This is a genomic window from Achromobacter sp. ACM05 (assembly GCF_019218915.1).
Taxonomy (GTDB): domain Bacteria; phylum Pseudomonadota; class Gammaproteobacteria; order Burkholderiales; family Burkholderiaceae_B; genus Achromobacter; species Achromobacter animicus.
In genome coordinates, this window is record NZ_JAHUWQ010000004.1 from 360,624 (window position 1) to 381,991 (window position 21,368).

Sequence of the window (21,368 nt, forward strand, 5' to 3'; positions counted from 1 at the left end):
CTGTAGACGGACCAGCAGATAACGGTGCGGGCGCATTGCTTGTGCGCAGCGTGTCTACGCCGCATTTATAGGTTGCTTGTGGCACACGCGCCCGCCAGAATGACGGAGAATAGCAGCAAATGCTTACACCCGCATAGCGCGCCCGACGCCGCCCGGCGCCAGACGAAAAACCACTCCCTCATGTCTGTTGCACTCCTGGTTCTCCCCGATTTCATGCTGGTCGCGCTGGGTTGGGCGCTACGTCACAAACTGGGTTTCTCACGCGAGTTCTTCGCCGGCACGGAACGTCTCGTCTACTTCGTGCTGTTCCCCGCGCTGCTGTTCCAATCGATCCTGCGCACACCCATCACGGCGGGCAACGCGGCGCTGCTGCTGCAGGCCACCGCGTCGGTCATTGCCGCCGGCGTCGCGATGGCGTGGCTGGCGGGCCTCGCGCTGCGCCCCTCGTCGCTGGGTCTCGCCTCCGCCGCGCAATGCGGGTACCGCTTCAACACCTACATTGGCCTGGCGCTGTCGGCCAGCCTGGCGGGCGCGCCGGGCCAGACCGTCATGGCGCTGATCGTCGGCTTCGCAGTGCCCATGGCCAACGTCGCCGCCGTCTATGGCCTGGCGCGCCACAGCGGCGGCAACCTGCTGCGCGAACTCGCGCGCAATCCGCTGGTGATTTCCACGCTGCTCGGCCTGGCCTGCAATCTGGCGGGACTGCAGCTTCCCGGCCCCGTCGACACGGTGTTCGCGCGCTTGGGCGCGGCGGCGCTTGCGCTGGGCATCATCTGCGTGGGCGCCAGCCTGGCCTGGGAAGGCGGCAAGGGTTATGGGTCTCTGATCGCTTGGATGCTGACGGTCAAGCTTGTCGCGCTGCCCGCGGTGGCGCTGCTGGTGGCGCACCTGCTCGACCTGCCCCCGCTCGAAGCGCGCATGTTGCTGCTGTTCGCGGCGCTGCCCACGGCATCCGCGGCGTATGTGCTGGCGATGCGCATGGGCGGCGACGGCCGCATGGTCGCCGTGCTGATCTCGCTGGGCACGTTGTTTTCAGCGGTCACGATCCCGTTGTGGCTGCTCGTGGCGGGCGGCTAGCCCGCTCACAAGAAAAATGGCCGCCCTTTGCGGGGCGGCCATTTTCATGGGACTGGCGGCGCGGGCCGGCTTGTGACGTTTACGACGGCTTGTGCGCGTTCGTCATCGAGCCCGGCACAACCCATTCGGCAAACTGCGCTTCGGTCACAAAGCCCAGCGCCAGCGCCGATTCCTTCAGCGACAGGCCTTCCTTGTGCGCCTTCTTGGCGATCTGCGCGGCCTTGTCGTAGCCGATGTGCGGATTCAGCGCGGTCACCAGCATCAGCGAACGGTCCACCAGTTCCGCGATGCGCTCGTGGTTGGGCTCGATGCCCGCGGCGCAATGCTGGTCGAAGCTGGCCATGCCGTCCGTGAGCAGACGCACCGATTGCAGGAAGTTGTGGATCACCAGCGGCTTGTAGACGTTCAGCTCGAAATTGCCGCTGGCGCCGCCGATGTTGATCGCCACGTCGTTGCCCATGACCTGAGCGGCCAGCATCGTGATGGCTTCGCACTGCGTCGGATTGACCTTGCCCGGCATGATCGAGCTGCCCGGCTCGTTCTCGGGGATGCTGATCTCGCCCAGGCCCGAACGCGGACCGCTCGACAGCCAGCGCACGTCATTGGCGATCTTCATGAGGCCCGCCGCCAGCGACTTCAGCGCGCCGTGCGCGAACAGCAGCGCTTCGTGCGACGCCAGCGCCTGGAATTTGTTGGGCGCCGAGACAAACGCCGTGCCGGTGGCGTGGGCCAGTTCGGCCGACACCTTGGGGCCGAATTGCGGATGGGCGTTCAGGCCGGTGCCCACTGCCGTGCCGCCGATGGCCAGTTGGTGCAGCCCGGGCAGCGTGGCGCGGATCTGCTGTTCGGCCAGATCCAACTGCGCCACGTAGCCGGACAGTTCCTGGCCCAGCGTCAGCGGCGTGGCGTCCTGCAGGTGGGTGCGGCCGATCTTGACGATGTCGTAGAACTTGGCGCTCTTGGCCGCCAGCGTGGCGCGCAGGGCCTTCAGCGACGGCAGCAGGCGGTGTTCGACTTCCACGGCGGCCGCCACGTGCATCGCGGTCGGGAAGGTGTCGTTCGACGATTGTCCGCGGTTGACGTGGTCGTTCGGGTGCACCTTGCGCTCTTCGCCGCGCGCGCCGCCCAGCAATTCCGAGGCGCGGTTGGCCAGCACCTCGTTCATGTTCATGTTGCTTTGCGTGCCCGAACCGGTCTGCCAGACGGACAGCGGAAACTCGTTGGGCCACTTGCCCGCGACGACTTCATCAGCGGCACGCATGATCGCGTCGGCGATCTTGGGGTCCAGCTCGCCCAGGTCGGCATTGACCTTAGCCGCCGCGCGCTTGAGCCTTGCCATCGCATTGACCAGCGGCTCCGGCATCTTCTCGGTGGAAATCGCGAAGAAATGCAGGGAGCGCTGCGTCTGCGCCCCCCACAGGTGGTCTTCCGGCACCTCGATGGGGCCAAAGGTGTCTTTTTCGATGCGGGTCTTCATGGCGCGTACAACTCCGTGGCGGCGTCAGTCGCGTGCGGCAAAAAGCCGCAAAGTCGCGACATTATTGAGAATAGCAATCGTTATAGGTTAGCAGAAACCCGCATTCCTATAATTGCTCCCATCTGTGCTCCGATCCTCGTTTTTTACCACTGCTCCCGCGCCATGTCCGCCTCCCTTGCCACCCTGACCCTGCACCTGCCCGACGAAGCCGCCACCGAGGCGCTGGCGCGCCAGCTCGCCCCGATGGTCACCGGCGCCAAAACCGGCCTGCCAGGCGCATGTATTCACCTTCGAGGGGACCTCGGAGCAGGAAAGACGGCCTTCTCCAGGGCATTGTTGCGGGAAAGCGGCATCACAGGCCGAATCAAGAGTCCAAGCTACGCGCTGCTTGAATCCTATAAAGTTTCTAACTTATACTTCTATCACCTTGATTTTTATAGATTTAGTGATTCGCGCGAATGGTTGGACGCAGGATTCCGGGATTTACTGCGTGACGAAGCAGTCGTTTTGATCGAATGGCCGGAGCGGGCGGAGGGTCTTTTGCCCCCGCCCGACCTGCTGATCTGCCTGGACTATGCAGGCGACGGACGTGACGCCAGCCTGACCGCGTACACCGCTCGAGGACAAACATGGTTGAACGCGATTGTCCCCCCGCCCCTGACGGCGCCCTCCCCTCGGCAGGCGCCACCCGCCGACGCCTGATCAGCGTCGCCGCCACCCTGCTCGTCCTGCCGGTCGTGCCAAGGCTGGCGCAGGCTGCAACGATCCTGGCTGTCCGGACCTGGCCGGCAGACGAATACACCCGGGTCACGCTGGAACTCGACAGCGAACTCAAGGCCGAACAATTCACCCTTGAAAATCCCCACCGCCTGGTGGTCGATATCGAGGGACTGACCCTCAGCGCGGCACTAAACGACCTGGTTTCAAAGGTCCGGCCCGACGACCCCTACATCCAGAGCCTGCGCGTGGCGCAGAACCGTCCGAACGTGGTGCGGCTGGTGTTCGACCTGAAGCAGCCCGTGGCGCCGCAGGTGTTCACGCTCAAGCCGGTGGCCGATTACCAGTACCGCCTGGTGCTCGACCTGTATCCCAAGATCGCGCAGGATCCGCTGATCGCGATCCTGAACAAATCCAGCGGTCCCGACGTGGACGATCCGCTGGCGCGCATCCTTGAAGACATCCAGCGCAACCCGGTGACCCGCGCGGATCCGCCCGAGCCGCCGCGCGTGCGCGGCCAGCAGCCGGCGCCCGCCCTGCCCACCCCGCCCAAGCCCCCCGCCACCGCCAGCCGCGGCAAGCCGCGCATGCTGACCATCGCGCTGGATCCCGGGCACGGCGGCGAAGACCCGGGCGCCATCGGCAAATCCGGGCTGCGCGAAAAAGACGTGGTCCTGCGCATTGCGCGGCGCCTGAAGGCGCTGATCGACAGCCAACCCTACATGCGCGCCTACCTGACGCGCGACGACGATTACTTCGTGCCCCTGCACGTGCGCGTGCAAAAGGCGCGCCGCGTGCATGCGGACCTGTTCATCTCGATCCACGCGGACGCCTGGGTCAAGCCCTCGGCCAACGGCTCGTCGGTGTTTGCGCTGTCCCAGCGCGGCGCCACCAGCGCGCAGGCCCGTTGGATGGCCGACAAGGAAAACGCGGCCGACCTGATCGGCGGAGTCAACCTGGGCAGCCACGATCGCCAAGTCGCGAAAGTGCTGCTGGACCTGTCCACCACGGCCCAGATCAATGACTCGCTCAAGGTTGGCAACGCCTTCCTGGACGAGATCAAGAAGATCAACCGCCTGCACAAGAACAGCGTCGAGCAGGCCGGCTTTGCCGTGCTGAAGGCGCCGGACATCCCGTCGGTGCTGGTCGAAACCGCCTTCATCAGCAATCCGCAAGAAGAAGCGCTGCTGCGCAGCTCCTCGCACCAGGACAAGCTGGCGCAGGCCATGATGACCGGCATCCAGCGCTACTTCACGGCCAATCCGCCGCTGGCCCGTTTGGGCGATCTGAGCTAGCCGGGATTCGGCCCCGCGCTCGGCCCCATTTCAGGGGCCACGAAAAAAAGGCTATGCACCTTCCGGCGCATAGCCTTTTTGTTTGCGCAGCGCGGACGCTATTGCGTGCGGCGCGCGCGCACCAGCTTGAGGACACCGGCCCCCACTACCGGCACGACCGCCGCCGCCAGGCCCACCAGCACGATGGTGTTCAGATGATCGCGGATGATCGGGATGTTGCCAAAGAAGTAACCCGCCGCCACCAGGCTGATCACCCACAACAGCGCGCCCATGATGTTGAACAGCTGGAAGCGCGCCATCGACATCTCGGCCACGCCCGCCACGAAGGGCGCGAAGGTGCGCACCACCGGAATGAAGCGCGACATCACGATCGTCTTGCCGCCGTGCTTTTCGTAGAACGCGTGCGTGCGCATCAGCGCGCCCCGGTCCAGAAAGCGCAGGTTCATCGAGAACACCCGCGGCCCGATGTAACGGCCGATGGCGTAATTCAGCGAGTTGCCGGTCACGGCGGCGACGATGAGCAACACCGACATCAAAACGGGGTCGATATGCCCTGTCGCGCCGAAGGCCCCGGCAATGAACAGCAGCGAGTCGCCCGGCAGGAAGGGCAGCACGACCAGCCCCGTCTCCGCAAAGACGATGAGAAACAGCACCAGGTACACCCACACGCCGTACTGCTCGACCCAAAGGCCAAGCGTCTGGTCGATGTGAAGCACCATATTGAAAAACTCAAGCATTGAAGCGGCCCTGATATCCGAGTGGAATTTGTCAGCGACTATAGCCGACCGGGGCATGACGCTAAAATCGTCCGCACTGCTACATAAGATCTGGGCCTCATGACCGAACGTCGTTCCATCCTTGCGCTTCCCGACCTGCTGATCAGCCAGATCGCCGCTGGCGAGGTCATCGAGCGCCCCGCGTCCGTGCTCAAGGAAATCCTTGAAAACGCCATCGACGCGGGCGGGCGCGCCATCGAGGTCCGCCTCGAAGGCGGCGGCATCCGGCGTATCGCCGTCACGGACGATGGCGGCGGCATTCCGCCCGAGGAACTGCCCCTGGCGCTGGCCCGCCACGCCACCAGCAAGATCCGCTCGCTGAACGAGCTGGAATCGGTCGCTTCCATGGGGTTTCGCGGCGAAGCGCTGGCGTCCATTGCGTCCGTGGCCCAGGTGTCCATCATTTCCCGCACCCGCGACGGCGATCACGCCTGGCAGATCGACGCGGGCAGCATGCAGGTCGGCCCCGCGTCCGGCCCGCCCGGCACCACGGTCGACGTGCGCCAGCTGTTCGACGCCGTGCCGGCCCGCCGCAAGTTCCTGCGCTCCGAAGCTACCGAATTCGGCCATTGCGTCGACGCCATGGAGCGCATCGCGCTGGCGCATCCGCAGATCGCCTTCCGCCTGTTCCACCACGACCGCGCGCAGCGCCAGTGGCTGCCGGCTGATCCGCCGCAGCGCATCCGCGACGTGCTGGGCGCCGAATTCGCCGAGCACGGCCTGCTGCTGTCGCATTCGGTCGGCACGGTCAGTCTGGCCGGCATGATTACCCGGCCGACCGCCGCCCGCGCCCGCGCCGACCGCCAATACCTCTACGTGAACGGCCGCTACGTGCGGGACCGCACCGTCAGCCACGCGCTGCGCTCGGCCTATGCCGACGTGCTGCACGGCGACCGTCAGCCCGCGTACGTGCTGTTCCTGGACATCGACCCCGCCGCCGTGGACGTGAACGTCCACCCGGCCAAGCACGAGGTCCGTTTCCGCGACAGCGGCGCCGTGCACCGCTTTGTCTCGCACGCGGTCAGCCAGACGCTGGCCCAGATGGGCGGCTCGTCGGCCGTTGCGCCTGCGGGGCACGCTGAAGATGCCGAATTTGAAACCGTAGCGCGCCCGGCGGGCGACGCGGCCTCGACCGACTCCGCCGCACCGGCTTACCGGCCGGCCACGCCGTCCACGACGGAATCTCCGCGCCCGGGCTACGGTGGCGTGAAGGGCGGCTACGGCAGCACGATTGGCGGCAATGGCGGCTTGAACGGCGCCGCGGCTGGTGGCTCGAATGCCGGCGCTTACCCTGGCGCGAGCGGCCACGGCAACGGCGCCGCCTACGACCTGCGCCCCTCGCCCGCCCCCCAGCGCCCGCACACCCAGGTCCCCTTCCGCCTGCACGCCGAACCGGCCGGGATCCCCGCTGCCGACTGGCAATCGCTTTATCGCCCGCTGACTGACGACACCGCAGCCCGCACCGCGCCCCTGCGCGAACCGGCGCCCGCGTCAGCCGCGTTACCGGCCGACGAAGAACACCCGCTGGGCATGGCGGTGGCGCAACTGCACGGCGTCTACATCCTTGCGCAGAACCGCCGCGGCATGGTGCTGGTGGACATGCACGCCGCGCATGAGCGCGTAGTCTACGAGCAGCTCAAGCAGGCCCTGGACGCGCGCAGCCTGCCGCGCCAGGACCTGCTGGTGCCCGTGGTGTTTCACGCGCAGGAAAAGGACGTGGCGCTGGTCGAGGAGTTCGAAGAACAGTTGAACGATCTGGGTTTCGAGATGCGCCCGTCAGGCCCCACGTCCATCGCCGTGCGGTCGGTGCCGGCCATCCTGGCGCGCGGCGACATCGAAACCCTGGCCCGCGCGGTGCTGCGCGACCTGGGCGCCGTCGGCGTGTCGCGACTGCTCACCGAACAGCGCAACGAACTGCTCTCGACCATGGCCTGCCACGGGTCCGTGCGCGCCAACCGCAAGCTCACGCTTGAAGAGATGAACGGCTTGCTGCGCCAGATGGAAACCACGGAACGGGCCGACCAGTGCAATCACGGGCGGCCCACCTGGGTGCAGTGGTCCATGTCGGACCTCGACAAGCTCTTTCTGCGCGGACAATAGCTTGTCGTCTTCCCAATCTCCCGCATCGCTCCCGGTCATCTGCCTTGCCGGCCCCACCGCGGCCGGCAAGAGCGCGTCCACGCTGGCGCTCGCCGAACGCTGGCCGCTCGAAATCGTCAACGTGGATTCGGCCACGATCTACCGCGGCATGGACATCGGCACCGCCAAGCCGTCTGCAGAAGAGCAGGCCCGCGTGCCGCAGCATCTGCTGGACATCCTGGATCCTGCCCAGTCGTATTCGGCCGCGGAATTCCGCGCCGACGCGCTGCGCCTGATCAGCGAGATCCGTGCGCGCGGCCGCATTCCGCTATTGGCGGGCGGCACGATGATGTACTACAAGGCGCTGCGCGACGGCCTGGACGATCTACCGCAGGCCGATCCTGCTCTGCGCGCCGAACTGGAAGCGCGCGCCGCCCGCCTTGGCTGGCCCGCCCTGCATGCCGAGCTGGCGGTGCTGGACCCCATCACCGCCGCGCGCCTCGCGCCCAACGACAGCCAGCGCATCCAGCGCGCCCTGGAAATCTGCCAGTTGTCCGGCCAGCCGATGTCGGCGCTGCTGCAGCGGGCCGAGCGCAAGCCGGACGACGACGCCAACCGGTATCTGACCATCAGCCTGGAACCCTCGGACCGCGCCGCGCTGCACGCGCGCATCGAACAGCGCTTTGACGCCATGCTGCGGCAAGGCCTCCTTGACGAGGTGCGCGGCCTGCACGCCCGCGCCGACCTGCATCCCGGCCTGCCGTCCGTGCGGTGCGTGGGCTACCGGCAGATGTGGGCGCACCTGGACGGCGAGATCGACCTGGATACCGCCCGCGAACAGGGCATCGCGGCGACGCGGCAACTGGCCAAGCGTCAGATCACCTGGCTGCGCGCGCAGCCGGAGCGTGTGATCGTGGACTGCCTGGCCGCCGACGCCGTCGCGCAGACGATCGACGCCGTGGCGGTGGCGCTGGCGGACTGACGGGCGGCAACACTTCCTGATTCGAGAGCGTGGCGCCCAGGCGACCGCTCGCGCCACAAAAAAAATGACCGCCATCACGGCGGTCATTTCATTTCAGCGCTATCGCCGCGGCATCACACCACGAAGGTCTGCGCCATGCCGGCTTCCTGGGGAACGATCTCGCCCAGCTTGCTGACCGTCTCGCCCTGCTCGCGCAGCGTGGCGGCGATGGCGTCGGCCTGGGCCGGGTCCACCACCAGCACCATGCCGATGCCGCAGTTGAAAACGCGGTACATCTCGGTGTCTTCGACGCCGCCCTGCTCCTGCAGCCACTGGAACAACTTGGGCATTTCCCAGGCGTCGCGGTGCAGCTTGGCGGCCAGACCGTCCTGCAGGATGCGCGGCACGTTGTCCAGCAGGCCGCCGCCCGTGATGTGGGCCAGGCCCTTGATGTCGGTGCCGTGCTTGGCCAGCGCAGCCAGCACCTGCTTCACGTAGATGCGGGTCGGGGCCATGACCACGTCCACCATCTTCTGGCCGTGGAAATCGTCGTCCGGCTTGGCGCCGGCGCGTTCCAGGATCTTGCGCAGCAGCGAGTAGCCGTTGGAGTGCGCGCCGCTGGACGCCAGGCCCAGGACCACGTCACCCGCCTTGATGGACTTGCCGTCGATGATCTTGGACTTTTCCACCGCGCCCACCGCGAAGCCGGCCAGATCGTATTCGCCGTCCGGGTACATGCCCGGCATTTCGGCGGTTTCGCCGCCGATCAGGGCGCAGCCCGACAGTTCGCAGCCCTTGGCGATGCCGCCCACCACCGCCGCCGCCGTGTCCACCGACAGCTTGCCGCAGCCGAAGTAGTCCAGGAAGAACAGCGGCTCGGCGCCCTGCACCAGGATGTCGTTGACGCTCATGGCGACCAGGTCGATGCCGACCGTGTCGTGGCGGTTCCAGTCGAACGCGAGGCGCAGCTTGGTGCCCACGCCGTCGGTGCCGGAAACCAGCACCGGCTCCTTGTAGGTCTTGGGCACTTCGAACAGGCCGCCAAAGCCGCCGATACCGGCCAGCACCCCGGGACGCATGGTGCGCGCGGCAAGGGGTTTGATTCGGTCGACCAGGGCGTCGCCTGCGTCGATGTCGACACCGGCGTCGCGGTAGGTCAGGGGGGCTTTAGGTTGGTTCGTCATGAGAAATGCCGTGGGGTATGTAACAATTGCTGGGATTTTGGTGGAACGCCCTGCATTTTACGATGACGCGGGCACGGACAGGCGCGTAAGGCGCAAACCCACGCCAGGCCGTGCGTTCCGACGCGACATCAGCGCCCCAGGTGGTTTAAAGTGTAGGGTTGGCCGGTATTGATTTTGCCAGTTTCTACATGGCCCTTGCATCACCGATTTTTCTTGGCTTTTTTTCCTGGCTTTTTGTGGCGCCCCGAATTGGCTATTCCGGCGCCTTTGAAAATGGCTCTTCCGGCGCCCCTGAACATGGCTATTCCAGCGCCCCTGAAAAGCCCGATTGCTAACTCTCATGAACCGCCAGCTGCTGCTTGACGTTCTCCCCGCGCCAGCGCCATCGCTGAACAACTACATCGCCGGCCCCAACGGAGAAGCGGTGGCGGCCGTGCGTGCGCTCAAGCCCGGACGGGCCCTGTACATCTGGGGCGCCGCCGGCTGCGGCCGCACCCACCTCTTGCGCGCGCTGACCGCCCGGCCCGATGCCGTCTACGTCGACCCGGCCAACGGCGAAAACATGCTGCGCCGCCTGGCCGAGGCCGATTCCAAATCGCCCATGCCCAAGTTCGTGGCGGTCGACGACGTGCACCGCATGGACGACAGCCGCCAGGCTGCCCTGTTTGCGCTGTACAACCGGTGGCGCGAATCCGCCGCCACGCAGCGCGCCTTTGCGCTGGCGCTGGCCGGCGACCGCGCGCCGCTGTCGATGCCGCTGCGCGAAGACCTGCGCACGCGACTGGGCTGGGATCTGGTGTTCCGCCTGGATCCGCTGTCCGACGCCGACAAGCTGGCCGCGCTGTCCGCGCAGGCCGCCGAACGCGGGCTGCATCTGGCGCCCGAAATCATCAACTGGATGCTCACGCACCACGAACGCGACATCCGCAAGCTTGCCGCGTTGCTCGACGCGCTGGACCGTTATTCATTGGCCACCGGCCGCCCCATCACCCTCCCCCTGCTGCGCGCCATGCTCGCAGATCCTGATTCACAACGCACATGACCACCCGACGTCTCGCCCTGTTCGACCTGGATCACACCTTGCTGCCGCTCGACAGCGACTACCAATGGGCCGACTATCTGGCGCGCACAGGCCGCGCGGGCGATCCCGTCGAAGCCCGCCGTCTGAATGACGATCTGATGGACCGCTACAACCGCGGCGAACTCACGGCCGAACAGGCCGCCGAATTCATGCTGGGCCTGCTGGCCGCGCATTCGCCATACGATCTGGCAGCCTGGCACGAAACCTTCATGGGCGAAGTCATCCGCCCGTCCATCACGCCGGCTGCCCGCGACCTAGTCGACAGCCACCTCGAAGCCGGCGACCTCTGCGCCATCGTCACGGCCACCAACAGCTTCGTCACCGCCCCGATCGCCCGCGCCTTCGGCGTGCCCCACCTGGTCGCGACCGACGCCGAGTACCTGCGCGGCCGCTACACCGGCCGCATCCTGGGCACGCCCAGCTTCAAGGAAGGCAAGGTCGTGCGCGTCAACGACTGGCTCGCCGGCATGGGCCTGGGGCTTGCGGATTTCTCCGAATCGTTTTTCTATAGCGATTCGGTCAATGATGTGCCGCTCCTCGAAAAAGTGACCCGTCCGATTGCCGCCAACCCCAGCCCCACCCTGCGCGCCATTGCGCAGGAACGCGGCTGGCAAGTGATCGACCTGTTCGACCACATGGAAGATTCGAAGTCCTAAATGATCACTGAAACCATAAGAAAATTCGTCGGCCGGCTCTTCGCGCCGACACCCAAGGGGCCGTTGCGCATCGCGCGCGACAAGCACGGCATCGATCGCCGCAACGTGTCGCGCCACGCCATCAAGGTGTGCGAGGTGCTGCGCCAGCACGGCTACGAAGCCTATATCGTCGGCGGCGCGGTGCGCGACCTGATCGTCGGACTGGAGCCCAAGGACTTCGACGTGGCCACCAACGCCACGCCCGAACAGATCCGCCCGCTGTTCCGCCGCGCGCGCATCATCGGCCGCCGCTTCCAGCTGGTGCACGTCGTGTTCGGCCAGGAAATCATCGAGACCTCCACCTTCCGCGCGCCCGCTTCGGAAGACCAGGAGACCGACGAGCACGGCCGCATCCTGCGCGACAACGTGTTCGGTTCGCAGGAAGAAGACGCCAAGCGCCGCGACTTCACCATGAATGCGCTGTACTACGACCCGCACAACGAGGAAGTCATCGACTACCACGACGGCGTGGCCGACCTGAAGAAGCGCCAGATCCGCATCATCGGCGACCCCGTCAAGCGCTACCGCGAAGACCCGGTCCGCATGCTGCGCGCGGTGCGCTTCGCCGCCAAGCTGAACGGCACGATCGACCCGGCCACGCGCCAGCCCATCAGCACGATGGCCGACCTCATCGAAAACGTGCCGGCCTCGCGCCTGTTCGACGAGATGCTCAAGCTGCTGACCTGCGGCCATGCCATGGACTGCCTGCGCCAGCTGCGCGCCGACGGCCTGCACAACGGCCTCTTGCCGCTCCTGGACGTCGTGCTTGAGCAACCCGGCGGCGAACACTTCGTGGAACTGGCGCTGGAACGCACCGATGCGCGCGTGCGCGCCGGCAAGACCATCAGCCCCAGCTTCCTCTTTGCCGCGCTGTTGTGGCAGCAGGTGGACGTGCGCTGGAAGCAGCTGCGCGCCCAGGGCGAGCACACCATCCCCGCGCTGTCGACGGCGGCGGACTCGGTGCTGGACGAACAGACCGAGAAGCTCGCCATCCAGCGCCGCTTCTCGTCCGACATGCGCGAAATCTGGTTCATGCAGCCGCGTTTCGAGCGCCGCATGGGCAAGACCATCTACCGCATGATCGAGCAGCCGCGCTTCCGCGCCGCCTGCGACTTCCTGCAGCTGCGCGCCGCCGCCGGCGAGTTCGACAGCGTGCTGGCGCAGTGGTGGATGGATCTGGCCAATGCCGACGACGACACCCGCGCCGAGATGATCGAGGAAATCTCGCGCCAGCCGCGCGAAGCCTCCGATGCGGCCACGGGCGCGGCCTCTCCCGCGCGCCGGCGCCGCCGTCCGCGCCGCAGCGGACCGCGCAGCGCGCCCGCCGGCGAGTAACCCCATGCCGCAGCCGTCCGTGCGCGCCTACGTCGGCCTGGGCGCCAACCTGGGCGACAGCGCGGCCACCCTGCGCCAGGTCCTGGCGCAGTTGCAGGCCACCCCGGGCATCACCGGGGTAGCGGCCTCGCCGTTCTACCGCAGCGCGCCGGTGGACGCCACCGGCCCCGACTTCATCAACGCCGTGGCGGCTGTGGACACCGTCCTCGCGCCGCTGGCATTGCTGGACGTCCTGCAGGCGCTTGAAAACGAACACGGCCGCCTGCGCCCCTACCGCAATGCCCCCCGCACCCTCGATCTGGATCTGCTGCTGCACGGCGATACGCGGCTGGATGACGCGCGGCTGATCCTGCCGCATCCCCGCCTGCATCTGCGCGCCTTCGTGCTGCTGCCGCTGCGCGATCTTGCGCCCGGCCTGTCCGTGCAAGGACAGCCGCTTGACGCGTGGATCGACGCGATCCACGATCAGCCGATCGAACGAATCGCGCCCTGAGCGCAGGATCAGCAGCGCGGCGCAATGCGCGCCCGCGCAATCGCGCGGCACATTGCGCAGAGCATTACGCAGCACGTGACACGACACATAGCGCGAAACATAGCGCGACACATGGCGCGCCGCGTGCCAGCCCTCACGCCTTCGGCGTAAACGCCATCATCGCCCGCTCGACGTCTTCCACGCCCGGCAGCCCCGCCTCGTTCCCCAGATGCTGGATCTTGTGCGCGGAGGCCGCCCGCGCAAACGTGAAATGCTCGATCCACGGTTGTTCCGGCCGTGTCAGGTAGGACCACACATACGCGCCGTGAAACACGTCGCCCGCGCCCGACGTGTCGATGATGCGCGCAGCCGGCACATCAAGCGACGGCAGCATGTCGACGCGCCCCGTCTCGTCGTACCACAGCATGCCGCGCTCGCCGAGCGTCACCGCGCCGATGCGGCAGCCGCGCGCCTTCAGCAGATCCAGCAGCCCTTCGGGCGACAGACCTAGCTGCTCGCACATGCGCTCGGCGCACACGGCCACGTCGATATGGCGCAGCAGTTCGTCGGTGTTCTCGCGCATGCCGCCCCCGTCCAGCGAAGTCAGCACGCCGGCCTGGCGGCAGGCGCGCGCGTAATGCAGCGCGGCGTCGGGCTGATGGCCGTCCAGATGCAGGGCGCGATAGCCGCTAATGTCCAACCGGGGGAAGTCGTTCAGGTAGCCCGCGTCGCGCGCGCGGACGATGGCGCGCTTGCCGTGGTTGGGCATGATGAACGACAGCGAGGAGCGCCGCACCTGGCGCGCGTGCAGCGTGACGCCATGCGCGGCCGCCATGTCCGAGTACATGTGGCCCAGCCAGTCTGGCGCCAGCGAGCAGATCAGATCGGGCGGCAACCCCAGCCGCGCGCAGGCAAACGCCGCCGTCACCGCATTGCCGCCGAACGAGACCGCGTAGTCTCGCGCCACGCTTTTCTGGTCGCCCGTGGGCCATTCGTCGGCCAGCACGGTGACGTCGATGTAGGTATGTCCGATGAAAAGCGCCTCGCCCATGGGCCCGCCTTGTCAGGTTGTATGCGCGGGGCGCCTCGGCGCAGGGTCTGGACGAGGCGCCGGCGCGGGATTCAGCCGCGCGCGGATTCGCCCGCCTGCGCCAGCACCAGCCGCGCCCGTGCGATGACAGGTGCGTCGACCATCTTGCCATCCAGCATGAACGTGCCCGCGGCCGTGTCGCGGTGCGCAGCGATGACGCGCCGCGCCCAGTCGAGTTCCTGCTGGGCCGGCACGAAAGCGGCGTGGATGACGGGGACTTGCGTGGGATGGATGCACAGCATGCCGCCAAAGCCCATCTGCTGCGCACGGCCGGCTGCCGCGGCCAGCCCGGCCTGATCCTGCACACCGGGAAAGACGCCGTCCAACGCAGGCGCCAGGCCCGCGGCACGGGTATGCAGCAGCACCTGCACCCGGGCGTGGTCCAGCACGGTTTTGGCGCCCGGCGTGTCGGGCGTCAGGCCCAGGTCCAGGCCGTAATCCAGACTGCCGAACGCCAGCCGCGCGACACCAGGGGTGGCGGCGATCTCGCCGGCATTGAGAATGCCCTGCGCGGTTTCAAGAATGGGAATCACGGGACAGCCGGTCTGGGCTGCGTGCCGCACCTGCATCATGCTTTCGGCCTTGGGCAGCAGGATGCCTGCCACGCCGGCCCTGCCGCGGCAGGCCTTGAGATCGTCGTCGTGCCAGGACGTGGAGGCGTCGTTGATGCGCACCCAGAGCCGGGCCTCGCGATTCAAGCCCAGGAAATCGCACAGGGCTTCGCGGGCCGACGCCTTGGCCAAGTGCTCCACAGCGTCTTCCAGGTCCACGATGACGGCGTCCGCGCCCGCAGCCAGCGCTTTGGGGATGCGTTCGGGCCGCGAGGCCGGCACAAACAGGGCGCTACGAACGACGGGATGCGTCACACAACCTCCGAGGCATGGAACTGCGCCACCTGATCCGGCGCGTATCCCAGAGATGCTAGCACCGCATCGGTGTTTTGGCCCACCGCGGGCACAGGCCCCATGTGCGCCGTGAACGCGTTGCTGGTGGCGGGCGGCAGCAGTGCCGGCAACATGCCGGCGGGGCTATCGACCTCGCTCCAGCGCTGGCGCGCCTGCAATTGCGGATGCGCCCACACGCCGGCCATGTCGTTGACGCGCGCATTGGCGATCTGCGCGTCTTCCAGGCGTTGCGTCACCTGCTCGATGGACAGGTCGGCAAACGCGGCCACGATCAGCGCGCGCAGCGCGTCGCGGTTGGCGGTGCGCAGCGAATTGGAGATGAAGCGCGGGTCTTCGGCCAGCTCGGCCTGGCGCAGCACCTGGGCGCAGAAGACGCGCCATTCGCGTTCGTTCTGCAGGCCCAGCATGATGGTGGATCCGCCGCCCACCGGGAACGGCCCGTACGGATAGATGGAGGCATGCGCCGCGCCCGCGCGCACGGGCGGCGCGGCGCCGTCAAAGGCGTAGTACATGGGGAAACCCATCCACTCGACCATGCTTTCCAGCATGGACACGTCCAGCCGGCTGCCCTGCCCCGTGCGCTGGCGCAGCAGCAGCGCGTTCAGGATGGCCGAATACGCGTACATGCCCGCGGCGATGTCCGCGATGGAACACCCGGCCTTGACCGGATCGTCCTTCGTGCCGGTGACCGACAGGAAGCCGCTTTCGCTCTGGATGAGGAGGTCGTAGGCCTTTTTGTCCTGATAAGGACCGCCCTCGCCGTAGCCCGAAATGTCGCAGACGATGAGGCGCGGGTATTTCTGGTGCAGCGCCTCGAACGACAGGCCCAGGCGCGCCGCGGCGCCGGGCGCCAGGTTCTGCACCAGCACGTCGGCCGATTCCAGCAGGCGGTCCATGATGCCGCCGGCTTCATCGCGCTTGAGGTCCAGCGTCAGGCTTTCCTTGGAGCGGTTGGTCCAGACGAAGTGCGAGGACAGGCCTCGCACGCGCTCGTCGTAGCCGCGGGCGAAGTCGCCGGTCCCGGGGCGTTCGATCTTGATGACGCGCGCGCCCATGTCCGCCAGCTGGCGGGTGCAGAAAGGCGCGGCGATGGCGTGTTCCAGGCTGACGACGGTGATGCCGTCCAGGGGGCGGGAGGCCTGCATGTTCATTCGGTGAACCTCAATTCGGCTTGATGGGCCAGCGTGCCGTCCTGCTCGGCCCAGAGTTGGGCGACGCCCGGCTCGGACAGGCGGCCGGCGACCTGGAAGGGCGTGGGGGAAATCAGCGGACGCAAGCCGCGGTAGGCAAGATGCGTGAGGCGGGCCTTGGGATGCGCGCGCACAAAGGCGGCGACCATCTCGGTGGCGATGAGCGGGCCGTGGACCACCAGGCCGGGATAGCCTTCGACGCCGGTGACATAGGGATGGTCGTAGTGGATGCGATGGCCGTTGAACGTGACGGCCGAATAGCGGAACAGCAGCACCGACGTGGGATTGACCGTGTCGCGCCACTGCGCCAGCGGCGCCGGCTCGCTGCCGGTGAGCTTGGGCGGCGTGGGCTGGCGGTACACGATGTCCTGCTCTTCCAGGATGGCCACTTCGCCCGACTGCCGGAATTCATGCTGCACGGTCACGAACAGCAGGGAGCCGGTGCGGCCGGTCTTTTCCTTGACCTCGGCCACGGTGGACACGCGCTCGGCCGGCACGCCGACCTTGAGCGGCCGGCGGAATTCCACCCGGCCGCCCGCCCACATGCGGTTGCGGTCCTGCGCGGGCGGCAGGAAACCGCCGCGCGACGGGTGGCCATCCGTCCCCAACCCGTCCATGCCCACGGTGGAGATGAAGAATGCCCATTGCCACAGCGGCGGCAGGTCGTCGCCCTCGGCCGGCACCGGACCGCCCAGGGTGGCGGCGATACGCGCGGCGTGGCCGGGATCCATGGCGTCCGCCTTGCGTTCGCCGCTGCCGATCCACGCGGCCGGATCTGTAGATGTCATGCCGAGTTCCTCTGGTGGTGTTTTTACAGCCTGAAGCATGCCCGCAAGCCGACGGGCGTGTGAATTCGTTTTTCCTCAAGGCGGGGTTTGCTGCGCCTGAATCGGCCATCCGCGCCGGCGCCGGCCGCCGTAATATATGGCCCATGCACTTCGACCTTGCCGACCTCCGACTGTTCATCCACATCGCCGAATCCCCCAGCCTGACGCAGGCAGCCAAGCGGGCGCATCTGTCCCTGGCCGCGGTCAGCGTGCGAATCAAGGCGCTGGAGAACCAGCTCAATTCCCGCCTGCTCTACCGCGACAGCCGCGGCGTGGAAATAACGCCTGCCGGGCAGAAACTGCTGCAGCACGCGCGCGTCATCATGCGGCAGGTGGATCACCTGAAACACGACTTCCAGGAACAGGCCGACGGCGACGCCGGCCACATCCGCATCTTTGCCAACACCACGGCCGTCACGGAATTCATGCCGGACATCCTGGCGCAATTCCTGTCGGGCCATCCGGGCGTCACGGTCGATCTGCAGGAACGCCTGACGCGCGACATCGTGCGCGGCGTGCTGGATGGCACCACTGACCTGGGCATCGTCGCGGGACCGGTGGATGCACCCGAATTGCAGACCATTCACTTCAGCACCGACCGCCTGGTGCTGGTGGTGCCCAACGGCCATCCGTTGCAGGACCAGGACAAGGTCAAGCTGGTGGACGCCGTGCGCTATCCGTTCATCACCATGCACGAAGGCTCCACGCTGGTGGCCTTCCTGCGCGACCAGCTGGAACGCGTCGGCCAGCGCCTGCCGCAGCGCATCCAGCTCTACAGCTTCGACTCGATCTGCCGCATGGTGCAGGCGGGCGTGGGCGTCGGCGTCATTCCCGACTCGGCCGCGCGCCGCTACGGGGCAGACACCAAGCTGCAAGTTGTCGAGCTGGACGAGCCGTGGGTGGTGCGCGAGCGCAAGCTGCTGGTGCGCGACATCGACGCCCTGCCCGGCTGCGCGCGCGAACTCATCGACCAGATCCAGACGCCGCAAACGCCCTGACGTTGCGCCGCGTCATGTGCCGGTGAACGCCGGGGGCCGCTTTTCCGCGAAGGCGCGCATGCCCTCCAGGTAATCGTCGGTGTAGCCCAGCTCGCGCTGCAGGCGGCATTCCAGATCGAACTGCTGCGCCAGCGTGTTGCCGCTGGATGCCTGCAACGCCGCCTTGGTGGCGCCATAGGCGCGCGTGGGGCCGGCGGCCAGCGTGTCCGTCACCTGCTGGATCGTTTCCGCCAGCGCCGCGTCGGGCACCACCCGCCAGATCAGACCCCAGGCCTCCGCCTGCGCGGCCGACACCGATTCTCCGAACAGCGCCGCGCCCATCGCGCGCGCCGACCCGACCAGGCGCGGCAGGAACCACGTTCCGCCCGCATCGGGCAACAGGCCGATCTTGCTGAACGCCTGCACGAAGCGCGCCGATTCCACCGCAAACACCACGTCGCACGCCAGCACCAGGCTGGCCCCAGCGCCTGCCGCCACGCCGTTCATGATGCACACCACCGGCACCGGCAACGCGCGCAGGCGGTTGATGAGCGGGTGATAGCACTTTTCCAGCATGAGGCTCAGATCGCGGCGCGAGCCGTCTTCGGCGGGCTTGCGTTCGCCCAGGTCCTGGCCGGCGCAAAATCCGCGGCCCGCGCCGGTGATCACGAGGCCGCGCAGGTTTTCATGCCCTTCCAGCAGGTCCAGCGCGCGAGAAAGCTCGCCGTGCATGACCTCGGTGAAGCTGTTCATGCGCTCGGGACGGTTCAGCGTAATGACGCCCACACCGCGGTCCAGCGTGAACTGGATCTGAGTAAAAGCCGGTACGTGCGCGCTCATGCCAACTCCTCCAGCACGGCCAGCTGCTCGGCCGTATCGCCCATCAATTGATCCACGACGGTCAGGCGCTTGAAATAATCGCCGACCTCCAGTTCGTCCGTCATGCCCATGCCGCCGTGCAACTGCACGGCCAGCTGCGCGACCAGACGGCCGGCGCGCGCGGCTTCCAGCTTGGCCGACGCGATCATGCGGCGCCGCTGCGCCGCGTCGGATTCGGTCAACGCCGCCACCGCCACATAGGCCATGGACAGCGCGAGCTCCTTGGCCACCAGCATCTCGGCCATCCGGTGCTGCAGCGCCTGAAACGACGCCAACGGCTGAGCGAACTGCTTGCGGGTCTTCAGGTATTCCACCGTGATTTGCAGCAGCCGCTCCATGGCGCCGGCCGCGTGCGCGCACAGCGCCGCCGTGCCCCATTGCAACGCCTGCGCCAGCGCATCGTCGGCCGCAGCGCCTTCTGCGAGCAGCGCCTCCGCGGGCAGCGTCACCGCATCGAAGTCCAGCCGCGCGCAGCGCGCGCCATCCAGCGTGGGCGTGTCCGTCACGCGCACGCCGGCCGCATCGGCCGGCACCGCCAACAGGACGGTCTGACCATCGCCACCGCGCGCGCTGACGAACCACGCATGGGCGGCCGCGCCGTGCCAGACCAGGTGCTTGGCGCCGTCCAGCCGCCAGCCTTCGGCGGTCTGCGCAGCACGGCAGTCCTGCGGATCAGCCGCATATCGCCGGCCGGGCTCCTGCCACGCCACGCTGACGATGGCCTCGCCCGAGGCAATGGCCGGCAGCCAGCGGCCGCGTGCCGCCTCGCCGCAGCCGTCCGCCAACGCCGCGCCCATCACCGCGCTCGGGATGACCGGCTCGGACACCAGCCCGCGCCCCAGCTCGACATGCACCGGCAGCAGGCTGGCCGGCACCTCGCCAAAGCCGCCGTGGTCCTGCGAAATGGTCAGGCCCAGCACGCCCAGTTCTGCCAGTGCATTCCAGGCCTGCCGGTCCAGCGTGCCCGCGGCCTGGCGGGCGCGCCGCTGGGGAAAGGTCCATGCCTGGTCCACCAGGCGGCGCAGGCTGTCGGCCAGCATGCGCTGTTCTTCCGTGTAGATGAAATCCATGCGTCGTGTTCCTGTCGGGGTTGCGCGGCGGGCCTACACGCCCAGCACGAGGCGGGCGATGATGCCCTTCTGCACTTCGGTCGTGCCGCCATAGATCGAGGTCTTGCGCATATCGGCATAGCCGGCGCCGGCGGCGGCAGCCATCTCGGGGCCGGGGCCGTGAAAATCGTTGCCGGCCACCAGCCAGTCGGGGTCATAAGGCCAGGCGTCCGGGCCCGCGACTTCCATCTGCAGCATCGCCAGGTCCTGCTGGATCTCGGACCCACGGATCTTCAGCACCGAGGCCTCCGGCCCGGGCGTGCCATCGTTGCTGGCGGCCACGCGCAGCAGCAGCATTTCCAGCGCCATGATGTCGACCTCGATACGCGAGATGCGGTCGCGCATCCGGCTGTCCTGCAGCAGCGGCCTGCCGCGCGACTGCGCACGCGCCGCCATGTCTTTCAGGATGCCCAGCTCGCGGTGGCAATGGCCGAGGCCCGCGATGCCGGTGCGCTCGTGGCCGAGCAGGTACTTGGCGTAGGTCCAGCCCTGGTTTTCCTCGCCGACAAGATTGGCGACCGGCACGCGCACGTCTTCCAGCCAGACCTCGTTGACGTCATGGCCGCCGTCCAGCGTGCGGATGGGCCGCACCGTGACGCCCGGCGAGCGCATGTCCAGCAGCAGCATCGAGATGCCGCGCTGCGCGCGCGCATCGGGATCGGTGCGCACCAGGCAGAACATCCAGTCCGCATATTGCGCCAACGTGGTCCAGGTCTTCTGGCCGTTGACCACGTAGTCGTCGCCATCGCGCACGGCACGGGTCTTCAGCGACGCCAGGTCGGAACCGGAGCCCGGCTCGGAATACCCCTGGCACCACCAGTCCTCCACACGGATCATGCGCGGCAGCAACCGGGCCTTCTGCTCGGCGCTGCCGTATTTCATCAGCACGGGGCCGATCATGGACAGGCCGAACGGCAGCAGCCGCGGCGCACCTGCCTTGAAGCATTCCACTTCGAAGATCAGGCGCTGCAAGGCGTTCCACCCCGTGCCGCCGTGCTCGACCGGCCAGTTGGGCGCGCCCCAACCCTGGTCGGCCAGGATGTTGTGCCACCGCACGTAGTCGTCGCGTTCCAGCCGCTGGTGCCGCAGCACCTTGGCGCGTATGTCTTCCGGCAGCTTCTCGGCGGCGAAGGCGCGCACGGCTTCGCGGAATTGGCGCTCTTCTGGCGTCCAGGTCAGGTTCATGGTCCACCTCCTTTGCCCGGTATCTAGCCACGGCGCGTACGGCCGGACAATCTGCCT

Annotated in this window: 20 protein-coding genes; 10 read left to right on the top strand and 10 right to left on the bottom strand. The window is 67.5% G+C overall.

From position 1 onward, the window contains the following. The first annotated feature begins 180 nt into the window (after positions 1-180). Complete coding sequence (locus KW836_RS23885) at positions 181-1,077, top strand: AEC family transporter (protein WP_218344955.1); 897 nt, start codon at positions 181-183, stop codon at positions 1,075-1,077. A 79-nt stretch (positions 1,078-1,156) separates the two neighbouring features. On the opposite strand, the gene fumC is transcribed toward KW836_RS23885, so the two are convergent. Continuing rightward, positions 1,157-2,554, bottom strand: a complete 1,398-nt coding sequence (gene fumC, locus KW836_RS23890; RefSeq protein ID WP_218344956.1) for a class II fumarate hydratase — start codon at positions 2,552-2,554, stop codon at positions 1,157-1,159. A 162-nt stretch (positions 2,555-2,716) separates the two neighbouring features. Between fumC and tsaE the strand changes: the two genes are divergently transcribed. After that, positions 2,717-3,256, top strand: a complete 540-nt coding sequence (gene tsaE / locus KW836_RS23895; protein ID WP_218344957.1) for a tRNA (adenosine(37)-N6)-threonylcarbamoyltransferase complex ATPase subunit type 1 TsaE — start codon at positions 2,717-2,719, stop codon at positions 3,254-3,256. Further along, positions 3,184-4,566: an N-acetylmuramoyl-L-alanine amidase gene (locus KW836_RS23900; RefSeq protein ID WP_175138848.1), complete on the top strand. Its 1,383-nt coding sequence runs from the start codon at positions 3,184-3,186 to the stop codon at positions 4,564-4,566. Before tsaE ends, KW836_RS23900 begins: the two co-directional genes overlap by 73 nt. 98 nt (positions 4,567-4,664) lie before the next feature. On the opposite strand, the gene KW836_RS23905 is transcribed toward KW836_RS23900, so the two are convergent. After that, complete coding sequence (locus KW836_RS23905; protein WP_175123266.1) at positions 4,665-5,303, bottom strand: VTT domain-containing protein; 639 nt, start codon at positions 5,301-5,303, stop codon at positions 4,665-4,667. A gap of 99 nt (positions 5,304-5,402) precedes the next feature. On the opposite strand from KW836_RS23905, the gene mutL reads away from it, so the two are divergent. Continuing rightward, positions 5,403-7,442 (top strand): DNA mismatch repair endonuclease MutL, encoded by a 2,040-nt coding sequence (gene mutL / locus KW836_RS23910; RefSeq protein WP_218344958.1) that lies wholly within the window; start codon positions 5,403-5,405, stop codon positions 7,440-7,442. Between the two features lies 1 nt (position 7,443). Continuing rightward, positions 7,444-8,403, top strand: coding sequence for a tRNA (adenosine(37)-N6)-dimethylallyltransferase MiaA (gene miaA / locus KW836_RS23915; protein ID WP_218344959.1), 960 nt, complete (start codon positions 7,444-7,446; stop codon positions 8,401-8,403). Positions 8,404-8,516: 113 nt separating this feature from the next. Here miaA and purM read toward each other — a convergent pair whose 3' ends face one another. Continuing rightward, positions 8,517-9,566, bottom strand: a complete 1,050-nt coding sequence (gene purM, locus KW836_RS23920) for a phosphoribosylformylglycinamidine cyclo-ligase (RefSeq protein WP_056320991.1) — start codon at positions 9,564-9,566, stop codon at positions 8,517-8,519. Positions 9,567-9,906: 340 nt separating this feature from the next. On the opposite strand from purM, the gene hda reads away from it, so the two are divergent. Genes hda through KW836_RS23940 form a run of 4 tightly spaced genes read left to right on the top strand, consistent with a single transcriptional unit; the run spans position 9,907 to position 13,170 of the window. Beyond that, positions 9,907-10,608 (top strand): DnaA regulatory inactivator Hda, encoded by a 702-nt coding sequence (gene hda / locus KW836_RS23925; RefSeq protein WP_105237474.1) that lies wholly within the window; start codon positions 9,907-9,909, stop codon positions 10,606-10,608. Continuing rightward, complete coding sequence (locus KW836_RS23930) at positions 10,605-11,303, top strand: HAD family phosphatase (protein WP_056569045.1); 699 nt, start codon at positions 10,605-10,607, stop codon at positions 11,301-11,303. Before hda ends, KW836_RS23930 begins: the two co-directional genes overlap by 4 nt. After that, complete coding sequence (gene pcnB / locus KW836_RS23935; RefSeq protein WP_218344960.1) at positions 11,304-12,677, top strand: polynucleotide adenylyltransferase PcnB; 1,374 nt, start codon at positions 11,304-11,306, stop codon at positions 12,675-12,677. A 4-nt stretch (positions 12,678-12,681) separates the two neighbouring features. Then, positions 12,682-13,170, top strand: a complete 489-nt coding sequence (locus KW836_RS23940; protein WP_218344961.1) for a 2-amino-4-hydroxy-6-hydroxymethyldihydropteridine diphosphokinase — start codon at positions 12,682-12,684, stop codon at positions 13,168-13,170. Between the two features lie 133 nt (positions 13,171-13,303). Here KW836_RS23940 and KW836_RS23945 read toward each other — a convergent pair whose 3' ends face one another. From KW836_RS23945 to KW836_RS23960, 4 genes are all read right to left on the bottom strand, one after another. Beyond that, entirely contained in the window at positions 13,304-14,200 is an 897-nt protein-coding gene (locus KW836_RS23945; RefSeq protein ID WP_218344962.1) for a sugar kinase, read from the bottom strand. A gap of 71 nt (positions 14,201-14,271) precedes the next feature. Beyond that, the gene (locus KW836_RS23950) at positions 14,272-15,105 is read right to left on the bottom strand and encodes a CoA ester lyase (RefSeq protein ID WP_218344963.1); all 834 of its coding nucleotides are present in this window, start codon (positions 15,103-15,105) and stop codon (positions 14,272-14,274) included. Continuing rightward, complete coding sequence (locus KW836_RS23955) at positions 15,102-16,295, bottom strand: CaiB/BaiF CoA-transferase family protein (RefSeq protein WP_175185927.1); 1,194 nt, start codon at positions 16,293-16,295, stop codon at positions 15,102-15,104. Before KW836_RS23955 ends, KW836_RS23950 begins: the two co-directional genes overlap by 4 nt. Continuing rightward, entirely contained in the window at positions 16,292-17,122 is an 831-nt protein-coding gene (locus KW836_RS23960; RefSeq protein WP_218344964.1) for a MaoC family dehydratase N-terminal domain-containing protein, read from the bottom strand. The genes KW836_RS23955 and KW836_RS23960 overlap by 4 nt, the downstream gene beginning before the upstream one ends. 143 nt (positions 17,123-17,265) lie before the next feature. On the opposite strand from KW836_RS23960, the gene KW836_RS23965 reads away from it, so the two are divergent. Further along, a complete protein-coding gene (locus tag KW836_RS23965) occupies positions 17,266-18,159 on the top strand; it encodes a LysR substrate-binding domain-containing protein (protein ID WP_175123277.1) in 894 nt (297 codons plus the stop codon). Between the two features lie 12 nt (positions 18,160-18,171). On the opposite strand, the gene paaG is transcribed toward KW836_RS23965, so the two are convergent. The 3 genes from paaG to KW836_RS23980 are packed head-to-tail and all read right to left on the bottom strand — an operon-like array spanning position 18,172 to position 21,311. Beyond that, positions 18,172-18,978: a 2-(1,2-epoxy-1,2-dihydrophenyl)acetyl-CoA isomerase PaaG gene (paaG, locus tag KW836_RS23970; protein WP_218344965.1), complete on the bottom strand. Its 807-nt coding sequence runs from the start codon at positions 18,976-18,978 to the stop codon at positions 18,172-18,174. Beyond that, entirely contained in the window at positions 18,975-20,087 is a 1,113-nt protein-coding gene (locus tag KW836_RS23975) for an acyl-CoA dehydrogenase family protein (protein WP_218344966.1), read from the bottom strand. Before KW836_RS23975 ends, paaG begins: the two co-directional genes overlap by 4 nt. Positions 20,088-20,120: 33 nt before the next feature. After that, positions 20,121-21,311 carry an acyl-CoA dehydrogenase family protein gene (locus KW836_RS23980; protein ID WP_218344967.1) on the bottom strand — a complete coding sequence of 397 codons (1,191 nt, stop codon included), beginning with the start codon at positions 21,309-21,311 and terminating at the stop codon, positions 20,121-20,123. Positions 21,312-21,368 lie beyond the last annotated feature (57 nt).